Genomic DNA, 14,723 nt, shown 5'->3' with positions numbered 1-14,723 from the left:
TCAACGTCTGCAAATCCCATCCGTTCCGAGCGAAATAGTCAGTTTCTCTCCCGACTTATGCCGTTTGGAAATGGCCGACCTCGCTGCCGGGCTGGGCCGCGACACTGAGCAGGTCGAACATATACTGCGCGACCGACCGAAAGCAGATCACTTCAAAAGCACCGTCTTCGCGCAGCCAAAAGGCCGCTGGCACCTGCCCCATGCGGGTGCGGCGGAACATGCCGGAGGTGAACTGACCGGGGGCGAGGTCGACCGGCGCCAGCTTGGCCAGCACCTCGCGCGCATGGGGGCCTTCGACGCGAAACACCGCCCGCGCGCCAGAGACATCCACCGCCGTGGTGTGGGTATCCTCAAAGGCCGCATGCAGCCGCGCCAGCACCTCTGGCACCTGCGGGTGCGGACAGAAAAGCAGCAGTTCATCGGGCGACATCCAAGCCACGCCAGCTGCGCCTTCGAACTGGCACTGCCCGTGCTCCGGGCGGTCAATGCCGGTGAGTTTTTTGGTCACCTTGCGGACATAGGGGGCATCCAGATCGCCGCGAATGGTGATCATGCCCAAGGGGGCGACTTCGGAAATCGTAGCGATACCAGCGTCGTAGCGGGCGTTCTTCAACGCGGTGACGGGTTCAGACATTCTGTTTCTCCCCTTTGGGATCATAAAACACCGGGTCGACGATCATCGCTTCATAGGTTTTGCCGTCGGTGCCGGGGAAGGTCAGCACTTCGCCCATCCGGTCCGGCCCGTTCAACACCAGTCCCATGGCAATGCCGCGGTCGAGCGTCGGCGAATGATAGGTCGAGGTCACACGCCCCTGCATCACCTTTTGCCCGTTCTCATTCTCTCCTTCGCCAAGCGCGTAGGCGCCATCCGGCAGGGTGCTGCCATCCGTGGTCTCCAGCCCCACCAGCTTCCAGCGTGTCGGGTCCTGCATATGGCTGCGCTGCTGGGCGCGTTTGCCAAGGTAGTCGTCCTTCTTTTTCGAGATCGCCCAGTTGAGGCCAAGGTCCTGCGGGATCACCGTGCCGTCGGTCTCATCCCCGATCATGATGAAGCCTTTCTCGGCGCGCAGGATGTGCAGACATTCCGTGCCATAGGGCATCACGCCCAAGTCATGCCCGGCGATCAGCAGCGCGTCCCAAAAGGCCTGCCCCTGCCCGGCCTCGACCGCGATCTCATAGCTCAGTTCCCCCGAGAAAGAGATGCGGAAGACGCGCACCTTGAAACCGCCCAATTCGCCCTCGGTCCATTCCATGAAGCCAAGCGCTTCGCGGCTCAGGTCCATGCCGCCGAGTTTCTCCAGACATTTGCGCGCATTGGGGCCGACCACGGCCACCTGCGCGTAATGTTCGGTGGCGTTGACCACATGCACTTTCCAGTCCCACCACTCCGTCTGGAGCCATTCCTCCATATGCGCGTGAATGCTGTCGGCGCCGCCAGTGGTGGTGTGACAAAGGAAGGTCTGCTCATCCAGCCGCGCGACCACGCCGTCGTCGATCAGGAAACCGTTTTCATTGCACATCAACCCATAACGGCATTTGCCGGGCTTCAGCGTCGAAATCATATTGGTGTACATCATGTCGAGGAAACGCGCCGCATCCGGGCCGCGCACGATCAGCTTGCCCAGTGTCGAGGCATCCAGCAGGCCAAGGTTTTGCCGCGTATTCGACACCTCGCGCATCACCGCGTCATGGGTACTTTCGCCGCTTTGCACATAGGCATAGGGCCGCCGCCATTGGCCGACCGGCTCCCACACCGCGCCATTGGCCGCGTGCCAATCATGCAGCGGCGTGCGACGGATCGGTTGGAAGGTATCGCCCCGCGCCGACCCCGCAATCGCCCCCATCGAGATCGGGTGATAAGGTGGGCGGAAGGTGGTGGTGCCAACACTGGGAATCTCGGCATCCAGCGCGCCTGCTAGCGTGGCCAGACCGTTGATATTGCTGAGTTTCCCCTGATCCGTGGCCATGCCGAGCGTGGTATAGCGTTTGGCATGTTCAACCGAGACGAAGCCCTCTTGCGCGGCCAGACGCACATCTGAGACTTTGACGTCGTTCTGATAATCGAGAAAGGTCTTCTCGCGCAGTTTGACGCTGGCGCCCTGCGGCATTTGCCAGACCGGCATCATCGGCGCTTCCTCGCGGCGCAGCGCCTCGGGCGAAGTGAAATCGCGCGGCATCTTGAACCCGAGCGAGGTGGCCACCCCATCGGCGGCGGCATGGGCGTCATGCAGCACATCGTCGAGCGCAAAGACCCCCGCCGCCGCCCCCGCGGGCGTGACGAAACCGTGGCCATCTGCGCCGGTGGGCGGATGATCCTGATCGGGGCGGAAACAGGCCTGCGTCTTGTCCCATGTCAGCTTACCCCCGCAATGGGACCACAGGTGCACCACGGGCGACCAGCCGCCTGACATGGCGACGGCGTCGCAGGCGATCTCTTCCAGCACCGCGCCTTCGCCCGCCTGCGAACAGACCGCCACGCCTGTCACCCGCTTGCCCCCCTGAACCGAGGAAACCGCATGACCCATGACCACCCGAATGCCGAGCGCTTTGGCCTTTGCGACCAATTCGCTGTCTTGCGGCAATACCCGTGCATCTAGCACGGCAGGCACATCCAGCCCCGCCTGTTTTAGCGCAATGGCGGTAAGATAGGCGTTGTCGTTATTGGTGACCAGAACAGTGCGGTCCCCCGGCGAGACCCCGTAATTCGCCACATAGTCGCGCATGGCCGAGGCTAGCATCACGCCTGGCACGTCATTGCCAGCAAAGCTCAAAGGCCGCTCAATCGCGCCTGTCGCGGTGATCACATGCCCGGCCCGAACGCGCCACAGCCGGTGGCGTGGTCCGGCATCCTCCGGCACATGATCCCGCAGCCGTTCATAGCCCAGCACATAGCCGTGATCGTAGACACCCGCGCCCATGGTCCGGTCGCGCAGGTCGACATTCTCCATGCCGCGCAGACGGTCAAGCGTTTGGGCAATCCAATCCTCAACCGGTGCGTCATCCACCGTGCCCCCATCGACCGGCGCACGCCCGCCCCAATGGCCGGATTGCTCCATCACGATGACCCGCGCGCCGCTCAGCCCCGCCGCCAGCGCCGCTTGCAGCCCCGCAACCCCGCCGCCGAGGACCAGCACATCGCAGAAGGCATGGAAATGCTCATAGGTATCCGCATCCGCCGCCTTTGGCGCTTTGCCCAAGCCTGCGGAATGGCGGATGATCGGCTCGTAAAGATGCTTCCACAGCGGGCGCGGATGCATGAACATCTTGTAGTAGAACCCGGCGGGCAGAAAGCGGCTGAGGTGTTTGTTAAGGGCGCCGACATCGAACTCAAGGCTCGGCCAATGGTTCTGGCTCGCCGCCTCCAACCCCTCATGAAGTTCAGTCGTCGTAACCCGGGCATTGGGCTCAAACTGCCCCTCCTGGCCCAGCCCCACCAAACCGTTGGGTTCTTCGGGGCCGGAGGTCACGATGCCGCGCGGTCGGTGGTATTTGAACGAGCGCCCGACCAGCACCTGATCGTTGGCCAGCAGGGCCGAGGCCAGTGTGTCGCCCTCATAGCCGCGCATGTGCTTGCCGTTGAAGGTGAAACTCAGCGGTTTGCTTTTGTTCAGCAGGCGGCCGCCTGTGGCCAGTCTTGTGCTCATCTTGGAAAACCTTGCGGGCTGAAGAAAGAGGGATGCCGATGTGGGGATCGGAACCGAACGGGGCTAGTTGGCGCTGCGCCACTGCCAGTCGGGATGGCGTTTGCGGATCGCCTCACGGATGTGATCGGGCGGGGCGAGGGTCTGGGCCGCATAGCTGCCAAAGACCTCAAGCGTGGCGGTATCACGGGCCATGTGAAACCACTTGCCACAGCCATAGACATGGCGCCACCGCTCTAGATGCACCCCCTTCGGGTTCTCGCGCATGAACAGATAGCTTTCGAAATCGTCGTCCGCGCCACCGGGGCCGACACGTTTCAGATGCGCTTCACCGCCGCCGTGAAACTCTGTCTCCTCGGCGGTGACATGACAGCAAGGACAGGTGCGGATCAGCATGGGCAGGCTCCTTGTCGTATGGAGAACGGCAAAACGCCGCCCCGGCGCAAAAGCTCGGAACGGCGTCGGTCGTGAAAGGGCAGCGCCGCGCGGGACGCTGCCAAAGTCGGTTTACTCAGTCGGTGTGGCTGTCTCTTCGACGGCGTCCGCTGTGCTTTCGGCTGCGCCCTCGATGGCTTCGCCTGCGCTTTCGGTTGCGCCTTCGACGTTGACGTTAACGTCATTCGCACCGTCGATGTCCCCACCTGCAAAGAGGAAGTAGGCCAGCAGAGCCACGACAACGACAACCGCGCCAACGATAAAGGCAAGGCCGCTGCTGCCGCCACGGTCAGTCGTGGTTGTGGTCGTGGTGGTGTTGGTGTGATCGACGTGGTCTGTGCGGTTGTTTTCCGGGGTTGCCATTGTTCAGCTCCGTTATATTCAATGTCTGAACAGGCAACTCCAGCGCGGGCGAAATCGTTCCGCGCAATACAACGCTTCAGCGATTTGTGGCCGATCCGCAACATCAATGGGCCACCCCGGCGGCCACGGATTCGTCGATAAAGCGGCCTTCGGCGAACCGCTCTAACCCAAAGGCGTCGGTCAGCGGCGAATGCCCCTTGGCCATCAACTCGGCAAAACCCCAGCCCGACCCGGGGATCGCCTTGAACCCGCCTGTGCCCCAGCCGCCGTTGATAAAGACTCCCTCAACCGGGGTCTTGCTGAGGATCGGAGAGCGGTCGCCGGTCACATCCACGATCCCGCCCCACTGCCGCAACATCTTGAGCCGTGAGATCAACGGGAAGGTCTCAACCAGCGCGCGCACCGTCTCTTCGATATGATGGAAGCTGCCGCGTTGGGTGTAGTTATTATAGCCATCGGTGCCGCCGCCGATGACCATCTCGCCCTTGTCGGACTGGCTCATGTAGCCGTGCACCGTATTGGCCATCACGACCACATCCATGCAGGGTTTGATCGGCTCGCTGACCAGCGCTTGCAGGGCCACGCTCTCCATCGGCAGACGGAAGCCCGCCATATTTGCCAACTGCCCCGAGTGTCCGGCCACGACCATGCCCAGTTTGTCGCAATCAATATCGCCGCGCGTGGTGCTGACACCGGTGACCTTGCCGCCCGTCTGGCGCACGCCGGTGACCTCACATTTCTGGATGATGTCCATGCCCATATCCGAGCAGGCCCGCGCATAGCCCCAAGCCACCGCATCATGCCGCGCCGTGCCGCCGCGCGCTTGCCACAACCCGCCCAGCACCGGATAGCGCGGCCCGTCGATATTGATGATCGGCACCAGTTGTTTGACGCGGTCCGGCCCGATGAATTCGGTGGTGACCCCCTGAAGCGCGTTGGCATGCGCGGTACGCTTATAGCCGCGCACCTCATGTTCGGTCTGCGCCAACATGATCACCCCACGGGGGCTGAACATGACGTTGTAGTTCAAATCCTGACTCATTGTCTCATAGAGACTGCGCGCCTTTTCGTAGATCGCGGCCGAAGGATCCTGCAGGTAATTCGAGCGGATGATCGTCGTGTTGCGCCCGGTGTTGCCGCCGCCAAGCCAGCCCTTCTCAAGCACCGCGACATTGGTGATGCCGAAATTCTTGCCCAGATAATAGGCCGTAGCCAGCCCATGCCCGCCTGCGCCGACGATGATCACGTCATAGCGTTTCTTGGGCTGCGCATCGCGCCACGCGCGGGTCCAGCCCGTATGATGGCGCATGGCCTCTCGGGCCACTGCGAAAACGGAGTATTTCTTCATCACGTCACTTCCCGGCAAGGATTCGGGCCGCGCGGGCGGCTGAGGTCTTTTCTGAGCCTAGGAGCAGATATTCGAAATGACCACCACGGCATTTGGATGCGGTTTTGCGACATGTGGCGCGATTGGTGAAAAATGCCGCAGGCGGCGCGGCAATTGCGGTCTTTTGTCGGGGCCGGTCAAAGGTTAGGTAGAGGCCATGATATTCTGGTTTCTCTCTGGCGCGATGGCGCTTGTCGTAGGCGGTTTTCTGGCGCGGGCCGCATGGCGCGGCGCGGATACGCCCCTGCCCGCGCAGGCGGATTATGACCTCAAGGTCTACCGCGACCAATTGGACGAGGTCGAGCGTGACCTCGCCCGCGGTGTGGTGTCTGAGGCCGATGCCGTCCGGATCCGCACCGAGATTTCGCGCCGCATCCTTGCCGCCGATGCCGCGCAGGATGGGGGCCAGCAAAACACCTCGCGGCCCGCGCCCGTCGTGCTGATCGCAGGGATCGTGGTCTTGGGTGCCGGATCACTGGCGCTCTACTGGCATCTGGGGCAGCCCGGCTATGGCGATCTGGCCTTGGCCGACCGCATCGCCTTTGCCGAAGACATGCGCCGCAACCGCCCCAGCCAGCAAAGCGCGGTGGAAAGCCTGCCTGCCAGCCCCAGTACCGAGGGGCTGAGCGCGGATTACCTCGCGCTGATGCAGCAGCTTCGCGCCACGGTCAAAGAACGGCCCGAGGATTTGCACGGCCAGACCCTGTTGGCGCAGAACGAGGCCCGTGTCGGTAATTTCGCCGCCGCAGCCGAGGCGCAAGGCAATGTGTTGCGTCTCAAAGGCGCGGACCGGACCGCGAAGGATATCGCGGATTACGCCGAACTTTTGGTGCTCGCCGCGGGGGGCTATGTCTCTCCCGAGGCGGAAACCGCCCTGCGGGAAGTGCTCAACCGCGATGAGCAGGATGGCCGCGCACGCTATTACCTTGGCCTGATGATGGTGCAGACCGGGCGGCCGGATGTCGGTTTCCGCATTTGGGACGCGCTGTTGCGGCGCGGGCCAGCGGATGCGGCATGGATCGAGCCGATCCGCGCGCAGATCTCGCAGGTCGCCAGCCTTGCCGGGGTGAATTACGAAATGCCTCAGATCGGCACCGGCGCCCCTGCGCGGGGGCCATCCGCCGAAGACATCGAAGCCGCCTCGGAGATGAGCGCGGACGACCGGATGGAAATGATCGGCGGCATGGTGGCTGGCCTGTCGGATCGTCTGGCCAGCGAAGGAGGCCCCCCGCAGGACTGGGCGCGGCTGATCACATCGCTGGGCGTTTTGGGGGACACCGATCAGGCCCGCGCGGTCTATGACAACGCGCTTGAGGTCTTCTCGGGCGATAATGCGGCGCTGGACATGATCCGCAGCGCCGGAGAACGTGCAGGAGTGGCAGGATGATTTACGACGACACGGCAGATTTCATCGCCGCCCTGCCCCCGATGCAGGCGCTGATCGGGCTCGATCTGGGCGAAAAGACCATCGGCGTCGCGGTGAGCGACAGCTTCCAATCCGTCGCCACCCCGCTGGAAACCGTGCGGCGCAAGAAATTCGGTGTGGATGCCGCGCGTCTGGCCGAGATCATCGCCGAGCGCCGTATCGGCGGGCTGGTTTTGGGATTGCCGCGCAATATGGACGGCTCAGAGGGGCCGCGCTGCCAATCGACCCGCGCTTTCGCCCGCAACTTCGACCGGCTCACGCCGCTGCCCATCACCTATTGGGACGAGCGTCTGTCGACCGTGGCTGCCGAACGCGCACTGCTAGAGGCTGACACCACCCGCAAACGCCGCGCCGAAGTGATCGACCATGTGGCGGCGGGTTATATTTTACAGGGGCTGCTGGACCGTTTGCAGGTGATGCGCCGTGACTAAAAAGCTCTGGCAGCGCAATGAGGTCGAAAGCCCCTGCATCAACATCTGCGTGGTGCATCCCGAAAGCCGGCTCTGCACCGGCTGTCTGCGTTCGATTGAAGAGATTGGCCGCTGGACGGTGATGAGCGCGGAGGAGCGCCGCGCCATCATGGCGGAATTGCCCCAACGTGAAAGCGTCCACGCAAAACGGCGCGGGGGCCGCGCGGCGAAACTGGCGCGGCGGCGCGACTAGTGCGGCCTTACGCGCCGCGACGCTGGACGATCTGGTTCAGGAAAATAAGAGCCGCTTCGCCATCCGTGGCGTCGTGGAGGCCCATCGGGGTCGCGTTGTAATTGGCCGCAGGCACCGAGGCACGGGCAAATGTCAGGCTGGTTTCGCGGGTGAACATCCCGTCAAAGCGAAATGCCCGACGGCCCCGGCGCGCAGGTTTCCAATAGGCGAGGTTACTGCCCTGCCCTTTAAGGATGATCGCTTTGGTCCCGCTTCGGCGCATCTCGTCACGTCCCTTGGTTCGGATGATTCTGCGTTTGTTAAGGCAGTAAGCCAGTTGTTTGTGTCGAGATTGCGGCAATTTGATGAAAATTGTCCGAAATTGGGCAGAAACCGTCACATTCCGGCAGGTTTAAGGTCAAAAACGGGTCAACTCAGCCCCAAAGTGTTTTTCTCAACATATTTAGCGCCACCAGCACCAGAAACACGGCAAAGACCCGTCTGAGCGGCTTGGGGTCCATCGCATGGGCCAACCGCACGCCCCAAGGCGCGGTGATGAGCGTCATTGTCACGACGATCCCGAAGGCACCTAGATTAACGGCGCCGATGGTCAAGGGCGGGCGGCTTTGCGCGATATCAACGAAGAGAAAGGCAATCACCGAGGGCACGGCGATCAAAAGCCCAAAGCCCGCAGCCGTGGCCACGGCCCGGTGAATGGGCCGACCATGAAGTGTCATCAGCGGCACGCCAAAGCTGCCGCCACCGATCCCCATCAGCACCGACAGAAACCCGACCATCGGCGACAGGATGGCGCGTTTGATGCCACGAGGCATGGTCTCTCCCAAGCGCCAGTCGCTGCGCCCGAACCCCAGGTAGAGCCCGACAATCAGCGCCAGCCCGCCAAAGATCGCCTGAAGCGTCTGGGTGCGCAATTGCGCCACCAGCAGCACGCCCAAGATGGCCCCCACCATGATCCCCGGCGCCCAAGTGCGCAGGATTTCCCAATCGACCGCGCCCTTTTTGTTATGCGCATGGACCGAGCGCGCAGAGGTGACGATGATCGTCGCCAGCGATGTCGCAAGGCAAATCTGCATCAGCTGTGGCCCGTCATAGCCGAGCGATTGCAGCGCATAGAAAAACGCGGGGACCAAGACGATCCCCCCGCCGACGCCCAGTAGCCCTGCCAAAACCCCGGCAAAACCTCCGATCAGGGCGATAAGCACCAGCATCGGCAAAAGATCGTTCAACTCTGGCATGTGGCCCCTCCCGGCTGTCGTTGCGCCTATCAAGCCCTTTCGCGCCGGGGGTTCAAGCGATAACGCCGGGGTTGCACTTCCCCCAAGGGGGGTTAGGTTGCGCGCGAAAGTCGGCCCCAGACGTCGGTCTGCGCTTGCCGCCTTGCCCATTTGGCCCCGGCCATCCCATCCGAAAGGACATCACGTGCTACGTTCAGCGCTCATTCTCGGGTTGCTGGGGCTGGTCGGCCCCTTCGCCATCGACATGTATCTGCCCGCCATGCCTGCCATCGCCGCCAGCTATGGCGCGTCAGAGACGGCGGTTCAGGCGACCATTACCGCCTATTTTATCGCCTTCGGACTGGGCCAGCTTTTCTACGGCCCGTGGGCCGATCAGGCGGGGCGCAAGCTGCCGATCATGGTGGGGTTGGTGCTGTTTGTGATCGCCTCCTTCGGGGCCGCCTTCGCGCCGACGATGGCGGCGCTGACGGGTTGGCGTGCTCTGCAAGGGCTTGGCGGCGCCGTGCTGATGGTGGTGCCGCGTGCGATCATCCGTGACCAATACACCGGCACACAGGCGACGCGGTTGATGGCGATGTTGATGCTGGTGATCTCGATCTCGCCGATGTTGGCCCCACTGGCGGGCAGCGCGGTGATGGCGCTTGCCGATTGGCGCGCGATCTTCGTGACCTTGGGTGTTTTGGCCATCGCCGCGCTGGCACTCACCGCCTTTGCCCAGCCCGAGACTCTGCCCGTCAAACGCCGCGTGCGGATCAACCCGCGCAACCTTTGGCGCGGGGCGAAAGTGCTGCTGAGCGATCCGATCTTCATGGGGCTGACCTTTATCGGCGGCTTTGCCATGGGGTCATTCTTTGTCTTCATCGCCTTTGCGCCCTTTGTCTATACCGGGCAATACGGGCTGGGGCCGACGGGGTTTTCGCTGGCCTTTGCGGTCAACGCGGTCGGCTTCTTCTCGGCCTCGCAACTGGCGGGATGGCTCGGCGAACGCTGGGGTATGCGCAGCCTTGTGCGGCGCGGGGTGGCGGGCTTCGTCTTCTTTTCCGCCGCGATCTTTGTCACAGCGCTGGCAACCGATCCGGGCCTCTATTTGGTGATGGCGGGGCTGTTTTGCGCCAACGCCTGCCTTGGCGTCGTGGTGCCGACGGTGATGGTCGTGGCGCTGGACGATCACGGCGATATCGCAGGTCTGGCCTCTTCGCTGGGCGGCACATTGCAGATGGTGGCGGGCGGCCTCTCCATCGCGCTGGCCGGGCCGTTCTTTGACGGGACTGTCACACCGATGCTGGGGGCAATCGCGGCCTGCGGACTGGTGGCCGCCCTGCTCACGCTGGCGCTGCTGCCGCCCCGCCCGGTGGCAGAGCCCACGGTCTAACCCTACCCCGCCGCGGCGATTTCCTGCGCCGCGGCGACCTCGGCCAAGGCGGCCTCGACCAGTTCCGGCCCCGCGCCGGGCTTATGCGCCCCTTCGGACAGGATACGACGCCACTGCCGCGCGCCGGGCCGCCCGGCAAAAAGCCCCAACATATGCCGGGTGATCTGCCCCAGACGCCCGCCGCCGGCCAGATGCGCCTCGATATAGGGCAACATCCCCTGAACCGCGGCTTCTGCAGTGCTGTCAGCACCCCGCCCGTAGATGCGCCAATCAGCGCTGGCGAGGATGTCGGTCGGCGCATGATAGGCGCTGCGCCCCACCATGACGCCATCTAATCCGGCGTCCAGAAAAGCTTCGGCCTGACCAAGCGATGTGACGCCACCGTTGACCGAAATATGCAGGTTCGGAAACAGCCCCTTCATCTGATGCACGAGATCATAGTTTAATGGCGGAATATCACGATTTTCTTTGGGGCTCAGCCCCTGCAACCACGCCTTGCGCGCATGGATCGTGACCCGGGTACAGCCCGCCGCCACGATACGCGCGAGGAACTCGGGCAAAATTTCCTCAGGGTTCTGATCGTCCACGCCGATGCGGCATTTCACGGTCACCTCGACATCGCAGGCCGCGCGCATAGCATCCACGCAGTCCGCCACCAGCCCCGGCTGCTGCATCAATACCGCGCCAAAAGCACCTGATTGTACCCGGTCAGACGGGCAGCCGCAATTGAGGTTAATCTCATCATAGCCCGCGTCAGCCCCCAACCGTGCCGCCTGTGCCAGCTCTACGGGGTCCGACCCGCCAAGTTGCAGCGCCACGGGATGTTCCGACGGGTCGTGATCCAGCAGATGCAACGCCCCACCCCGCACCAGCGCGGGGGCGGTGACCATCTCGGTATAGAGGAGCGTCTCACGGCTTAGCTGCCGGTGGAGGTAGCGGCAGTGGCGGTCGGTCCAATCCATCATGGGTGCCACGGACAGACGCGCGGCGCGGCAAACCTCGGCGTGGGTGAATTTCTGATCGCGCATGCGGGGTGGCTCCGTCGTTAATTCACGGCCTTCTGCACGGCTTTGCGGGGGCGGCGCAAGATGTTCTTGTGCCGCAGCCGCCCCGCGCGCCGCGATGTCCCGCGCGCGGGCACGCCCCGTCAAAATGCTGTGGACGTTTCCGTCTGTGGCAGAATGCCCAAGCTTGCAAAGGCACGTTCCAGATCGCGGTCACCGAAAGGTTTCTGAACCACGGCGCAGTGGCCCAAAGCCGCGGCGGAGGGCACTTCCGCTTGGCCGGTGGCAAAGATGATAGGCATATCGGGATGCTGCGCCCGCACGCGGGTGGCGACTTCCTCGCCCGAAATATCCGGCAGGCCCACGTCGATCAGCAGCGCGTCGTATTGCCCCGCTTGCAGCCTGTCCAATGTCTCCTGACCCGAAGCAGTTTCGGTGACCTCGGTGCCCAGCCCGCTGAGGATATCCGCCAAATCGAGCCGGATCAGCGCGTCGTCTTCGCAGAGCAAAACATGACGGGGCCGATCTGGCTGTTCTTGGACTGCGTCAGCCTTTGTTTTTGCGGCGGGAGCCGAGGACAGCGCGTCGCGGACTTTGATCGCCAAAGCGTCTTTGGTGAAGGGTTTGGCGAGGAACTGCACCCCGGCATCCACCCGGCCATCGCGCACGATCGCATCGCGTGAATAGCCTGAGATGAAGAGGATCGGCAGGTCGGGCCGCTCAGCCTGAAGGGTTTCGGCCATGTCGCGGCTGCTCAGTTCTCCGGGCATGACCACGTCCGAGACCAAAAGATCGAATTCCGGCGCTTGCCGCGCGGCATTGAGGGCGGTGGCGGGGTCTTCTGCGGTGCGTACGCGGTAGCCCAGATCCGACAGCAAGGCGGCGGTGGCGTCGCGCACCTCGGCGTCGTCTTCGACCAGCAGCACGGTCTCGTTCCCGCCCGCGATGTCGGTGGGGTCATGCCATTGCAAAGGCTCCGCCGCCGTCTCGGCACGCGGCAGCAAAAGCGTCACCGTCGTGCCCGCGCCGGGATGGCTGGCGATGGTGGCCCGCCCGCCCGATTGCCGCGCGAAGCCATAAACGGTGGAGAGCCCAAGCCCGGTGCCTTTGCCTACCGGTTTGGTGGTAAAGAACGGATCGAACACTTTGGCCAGCGTATCCGCCGGGATGCCGGGCCCGTGGTCGATGACTTTGACCTCAAGATAGTCGCCCGCCACCATGTCAGGCTCACCCAGCAATTCTTCGGGGCCGATATGCCGGTTCTCGACCGCGATTTTCAACTTGCCGCGCCCCTCCATCGCGTCGCGCGCGTTGATGACGAGGTTTAGCACGGCGTTCTGGGTGCTTGCTGCATCGGCATAGGCTGGCCACAGGGCTTCGGGCGCGTCGAGTTCGACCTCCATCCCCTCGCCCAAGGCGCTGCGCATGATGTCGTCGATATCGCTGAGCAGATCGCGCAGGTCGATCGAGCGCGGCTGCAACGGCTGACGGCGGCTGAACGCAAGCAGTTGCGAGGACAGGGACGCGCCGCGCTCCACTGCCCGCATGGCCGCGTCGATCCGCACCCGCACCGGGGAATCGGCTGCAATTTCGCGCGCGGCCATGGTCAGGCTGCCTGTCATCACTTGCAGCAGGTTGTTGAAATCATGGGCAACGCCGCCCGCAAGATTGCCGACCGCCTCGACCCGCTGGCTTTGGGCCAACCGGTCATGAAGCTCTTCCAACTCACGGTTGCGTTTTTCGACACGCTCTTCCAACGTCGTGTTCAGATCGGCCAGTTGGCGGGACAGTTCTTTCTGCTCGTGGATTTCGGAATTCGTGCCGACCCAACGCATCAGCGCGCCTTGGTCATCTCTGGTCGGCACGGCCCGCACCAAGTGCCAGCAATAGGCGCCATCGGCCCGTCGCAGGCGGAATTCGCTCTCATAAACCGCCCCGGTTTCCACCGCCTTTGCCCAAGTGGCAATCGCTTCGGCGCGGTCGTCGGGGTGAATGATCGCGGGCCAAGCATCCCCGACCAGACTGCCCGGCGCCGCGCCCGAAAAAGCATAGATCTGATCGCTGACCCAATCCAAACGCCCATCGGCGGTGGCCGTCCAGACATGGACTGGCATGGTGTGCGCCATGGTGCGGAACCGTTCCTCCGCCTCGCGCAGCTTGGTTTCGGCAAGCTTATGCGCGGTGACATCATTGCCTTGGATCACGATGCCGATGGTCTCTCCCCGCACGTTGTCGAGCGGTTGAAACACGAAATCGACGACGACCCGTTCAGTCGGACCTCCGGGGCTGCGTTGCACCCATGCCTCGGCCCCCTGTTGGCTCACGGCCTTGCCGGTGCGATAGACCTCGTCCAGCATTTCGAAAAAGCCTTGCCCCGCGATCTCGGGCAAAGCCTCGCGCGCGGGTTTGCCAATAAGGTCCCGCTGACCAACCATTCGTAAATAGGCGGCGTTGACCGTGCGAAAGACGTGGTTCGGCCCCATGAGGGTGACCATGAAATTCGGTGCCTGTTCAAAGATCAACTTGAAAAGGCTGATCCCGGTATCAAGTTCCAGATTCTGCTGCGTCACCTCATGGGCACGGCGCAGCACGGCGGCTTGGGCCGAACCTGCACGCCCCTCGCCCGGGGCTTCGGCGGTATAGACCTCGGTGATGTCCTGCGTGTGCTGCAAAATGAACTCGACCTCGCCATCCGCACCTAGGATCGGCGTATGGGTCGCGCTCCAATAGCGGTCTTCGGTTTTGCCCTCGGCACTGGCGATTGGATAGGGGATGACCGGCAGGTGATCGGTGGTGCCATCGCGGAACACCCGTGCGAAAGACGCGCGCAGCATGCGGCCCGACTCGCTTTCGGGGTCAGATGGAAATTCCTCGAACAGGTCTTTCCCGATAAGCCCCTCTAACTGGCGGTCGGTCACCTGTAGATAGGCATCATTCGCCCAGACCACCCGAAGTTCACTGTCCAACAACACGAAGGGCGACGGCGCGGCCTGAAGGATTCTTTCAAAGTCATGGGTCATCGTGTGTTGATCTTCTTATCTATTGGAACGTGCGGTTCAGCAGCCTCAGCCGCGCATTCAATCTTGATTTGAGGTGTCAGGCAAGGACGGTTGCAGCGGCCTGCCCCGCGGCTGCCCTGGCTTGGCCCGCTACGGCAGGGAGGTTTTCGGAGGCTGCTCTAGATTTCATCGTAACTC

13 protein-coding genes are annotated in these 14,723 nt (G+C 63.2%); 4 read left to right on the top strand and 9 right to left on the bottom strand.

Annotated features, from left to right (window positions below; translation table 11 throughout):
• Window positions 1-55 precede the first annotated feature (55 nt).
• The 5 genes from K3758_RS06990 to K3758_RS06970 all read right to left on the bottom strand — a co-directional run bounded on the left by K3758_RS06990 (window position 56) and on the right by K3758_RS06970 (window position 5,787).
• On the bottom strand, window positions 56-634 hold the full coding sequence (locus K3758_RS06990) for a sarcosine oxidase subunit gamma (RefSeq protein ID WP_259949155.1): 579 nt from the start codon (window positions 632-634) through the stop codon (window positions 56-58).
• Window positions 627-3,644 carry a sarcosine oxidase subunit alpha family protein gene (locus tag K3758_RS06985; RefSeq protein ID WP_259949153.1) on the bottom strand — a complete coding sequence of 1,006 codons (3,018 nt, stop codon included), beginning with the start codon at window positions 3,642-3,644 and terminating at the stop codon, window positions 627-629. The genes K3758_RS06990 and K3758_RS06985 overlap by 8 nt, the downstream gene beginning before the upstream one ends.
• Before the next feature lie 63 nt (window positions 3,645-3,707).
• Window positions 3,708-4,037, bottom strand: coding sequence for a sarcosine oxidase subunit delta (locus K3758_RS06980; RefSeq protein WP_259949151.1), 330 nt, complete (start codon window positions 4,035-4,037; stop codon window positions 3,708-3,710).
• 111 nt (window positions 4,038-4,148) lie between these two features.
• Window positions 4,149-4,439: a hypothetical protein gene (locus K3758_RS06975; protein ID WP_259949150.1), complete on the bottom strand. Its 291-nt coding sequence runs from the start codon at window positions 4,437-4,439 to the stop codon at window positions 4,149-4,151.
• Window positions 4,440-4,542: 103 nt separating this feature from the next.
• Window positions 4,543-5,787: a sarcosine oxidase subunit beta family protein gene (locus tag K3758_RS06970; RefSeq protein WP_259949148.1), complete on the bottom strand. Its 1,245-nt coding sequence runs from the start codon at window positions 5,785-5,787 to the stop codon at window positions 4,543-4,545.
• 196 nt (window positions 5,788-5,983) lie between these two features.
• Between K3758_RS06970 and ccmI the strand changes: the two genes are divergently transcribed.
• The 3 genes from ccmI to K3758_RS06955 are packed head-to-tail and all read left to right on the top strand — an operon-like array spanning window position 5,984 to window position 7,915.
• Entirely contained in the window at window positions 5,984-7,213 is a 1,230-nt protein-coding gene (gene ccmI, locus K3758_RS06965; RefSeq protein ID WP_259949146.1) for a c-type cytochrome biogenesis protein CcmI, read from the top strand.
• Entirely contained in the window at window positions 7,210-7,683 is a 474-nt protein-coding gene (gene ruvX / locus K3758_RS06960) for a Holliday junction resolvase RuvX (RefSeq protein WP_120350743.1), read from the top strand. The genes ccmI and ruvX overlap by 4 nt, the downstream gene beginning before the upstream one ends.
• Window positions 7,676-7,915 carry a DUF1289 domain-containing protein gene (locus K3758_RS06955; protein ID WP_259949143.1) on the top strand — a complete coding sequence of 80 codons (240 nt, stop codon included), beginning with the start codon at window positions 7,676-7,678 and terminating at the stop codon, window positions 7,913-7,915. Before ruvX ends, K3758_RS06955 begins: the two co-directional genes overlap by 8 nt.
• Before the next feature lie 7 nt (window positions 7,916-7,922).
• On the opposite strand, the gene K3758_RS06950 is transcribed toward K3758_RS06955, so the two are convergent.
• Entirely contained in the window at window positions 7,923-8,177 is a 255-nt protein-coding gene (locus K3758_RS06950) for a hypothetical protein (protein WP_259949141.1), read from the bottom strand.
• Window positions 8,178-8,328: 151 nt separating this feature from the next.
• The gene (locus tag K3758_RS06945; protein WP_259949135.1) at window positions 8,329-9,150 is read right to left on the bottom strand and encodes a sulfite exporter TauE/SafE family protein; all 822 of its coding nucleotides are present in this window, start codon (window positions 9,148-9,150) and stop codon (window positions 8,329-8,331) included.
• Window positions 9,151-9,334: 184 nt separating this feature from the next.
• Between K3758_RS06945 and K3758_RS06940 the strand changes: the two genes are divergently transcribed.
• Complete coding sequence (locus K3758_RS06940; RefSeq protein ID WP_259949133.1) at window positions 9,335-10,522, top strand: multidrug effflux MFS transporter; 1,188 nt, start codon at window positions 9,335-9,337, stop codon at window positions 10,520-10,522.
• Between the two features lie 2 nt (window positions 10,523-10,524).
• Here the strand turns inward: K3758_RS06940 and dusA are convergent, their stop codons facing one another.
• A complete protein-coding gene (gene dusA, locus K3758_RS06935) occupies window positions 10,525-11,550 on the bottom strand; it encodes a tRNA dihydrouridine(20/20a) synthase DusA (protein ID WP_259949130.1) in 1,026 nt (341 codons plus the stop codon).
• A 119-nt stretch (window positions 11,551-11,669) separates the two neighbouring features.
• Window positions 11,670-14,546, bottom strand: a complete 2,877-nt coding sequence (locus tag K3758_RS06930) for a response regulator (protein WP_259949128.1) — start codon at window positions 14,544-14,546, stop codon at window positions 11,670-11,672.
• Window positions 14,547-14,723: the final 177 nt, after the last annotated feature.

It is taken from the genome of Sulfitobacter sp. W002 (assembly GCF_025142135.1).
In the GTDB taxonomy this organism is placed as follows: domain Bacteria; phylum Pseudomonadota; class Alphaproteobacteria; order Rhodobacterales; family Rhodobacteraceae; genus Sulfitobacter; species Sulfitobacter profundi.
The sequence above is the reverse complement of the archived record's forward strand: the minus strand, read 5'-3'. Positions and strand labels throughout refer to the sequence as shown.

Excerpts from the sequence above, each read along its gene's own strand:
- K3758_RS06990 (WP_259949155.1), bottom strand. The coding sequence starts at position 634 with ATGTCTGAACCCGTCACCGCGTTGAAGAACGCCCGCTACGACGCTGGT.
- K3758_RS06985 (WP_259949153.1), bottom strand. The coding sequence starts at position 3,644 with ATGAGCACAAGACTGGCCACAGGCGGCCGCCTGCTGAACAAAAGCAAA.
- K3758_RS06980 (WP_259949151.1), bottom strand. The coding sequence starts at position 4,037 with ATGCTGATCCGCACCTGTCCTTGCTGTCATGTCACCGCCGAGGAGACA.
- K3758_RS06975 (WP_259949150.1), bottom strand. The coding sequence starts at position 4,439 with ATGGCAACCCCGGAAAACAACCGCACAGACCACGTCGATCACACCAAC.
- K3758_RS06970 (WP_259949148.1), bottom strand. The coding sequence starts at position 5,787 with ATGAAGAAATACTCCGTTTTCGCAGTGGCCCGAGAGGCCATGCGCCAT.
- ccmI (WP_259949146.1), top strand. The coding sequence starts at position 5,984 with ATGATATTCTGGTTTCTCTCTGGCGCGATGGCGCTTGTCGTAGGCGGT.
- ruvX (WP_120350743.1), top strand. The coding sequence starts at position 7,210 with ATGATTTACGACGACACGGCAGATTTCATCGCCGCCCTGCCCCCGATG.
- K3758_RS06950 (WP_259949141.1), bottom strand. The coding sequence starts at position 8,177 with ATGCGCCGAAGCGGGACCAAAGCGATCATCCTTAAAGGGCAGGGCAGT.
- K3758_RS06945 (WP_259949135.1), bottom strand. The coding sequence starts at position 9,150 with ATGCCAGAGTTGAACGATCTTTTGCCGATGCTGGTGCTTATCGCCCTG.
- dusA (WP_259949130.1), bottom strand. The coding sequence starts at position 11,550 with ATGCGCGATCAGAAATTCACCCACGCCGAGGTTTGCCGCGCCGCGCGT.
- K3758_RS06930 (WP_259949128.1), bottom strand. The coding sequence starts at position 14,546 with ATGACCCATGACTTTGAAAGAATCCTTCAGGCCGCGCCGTCGCCCTTC.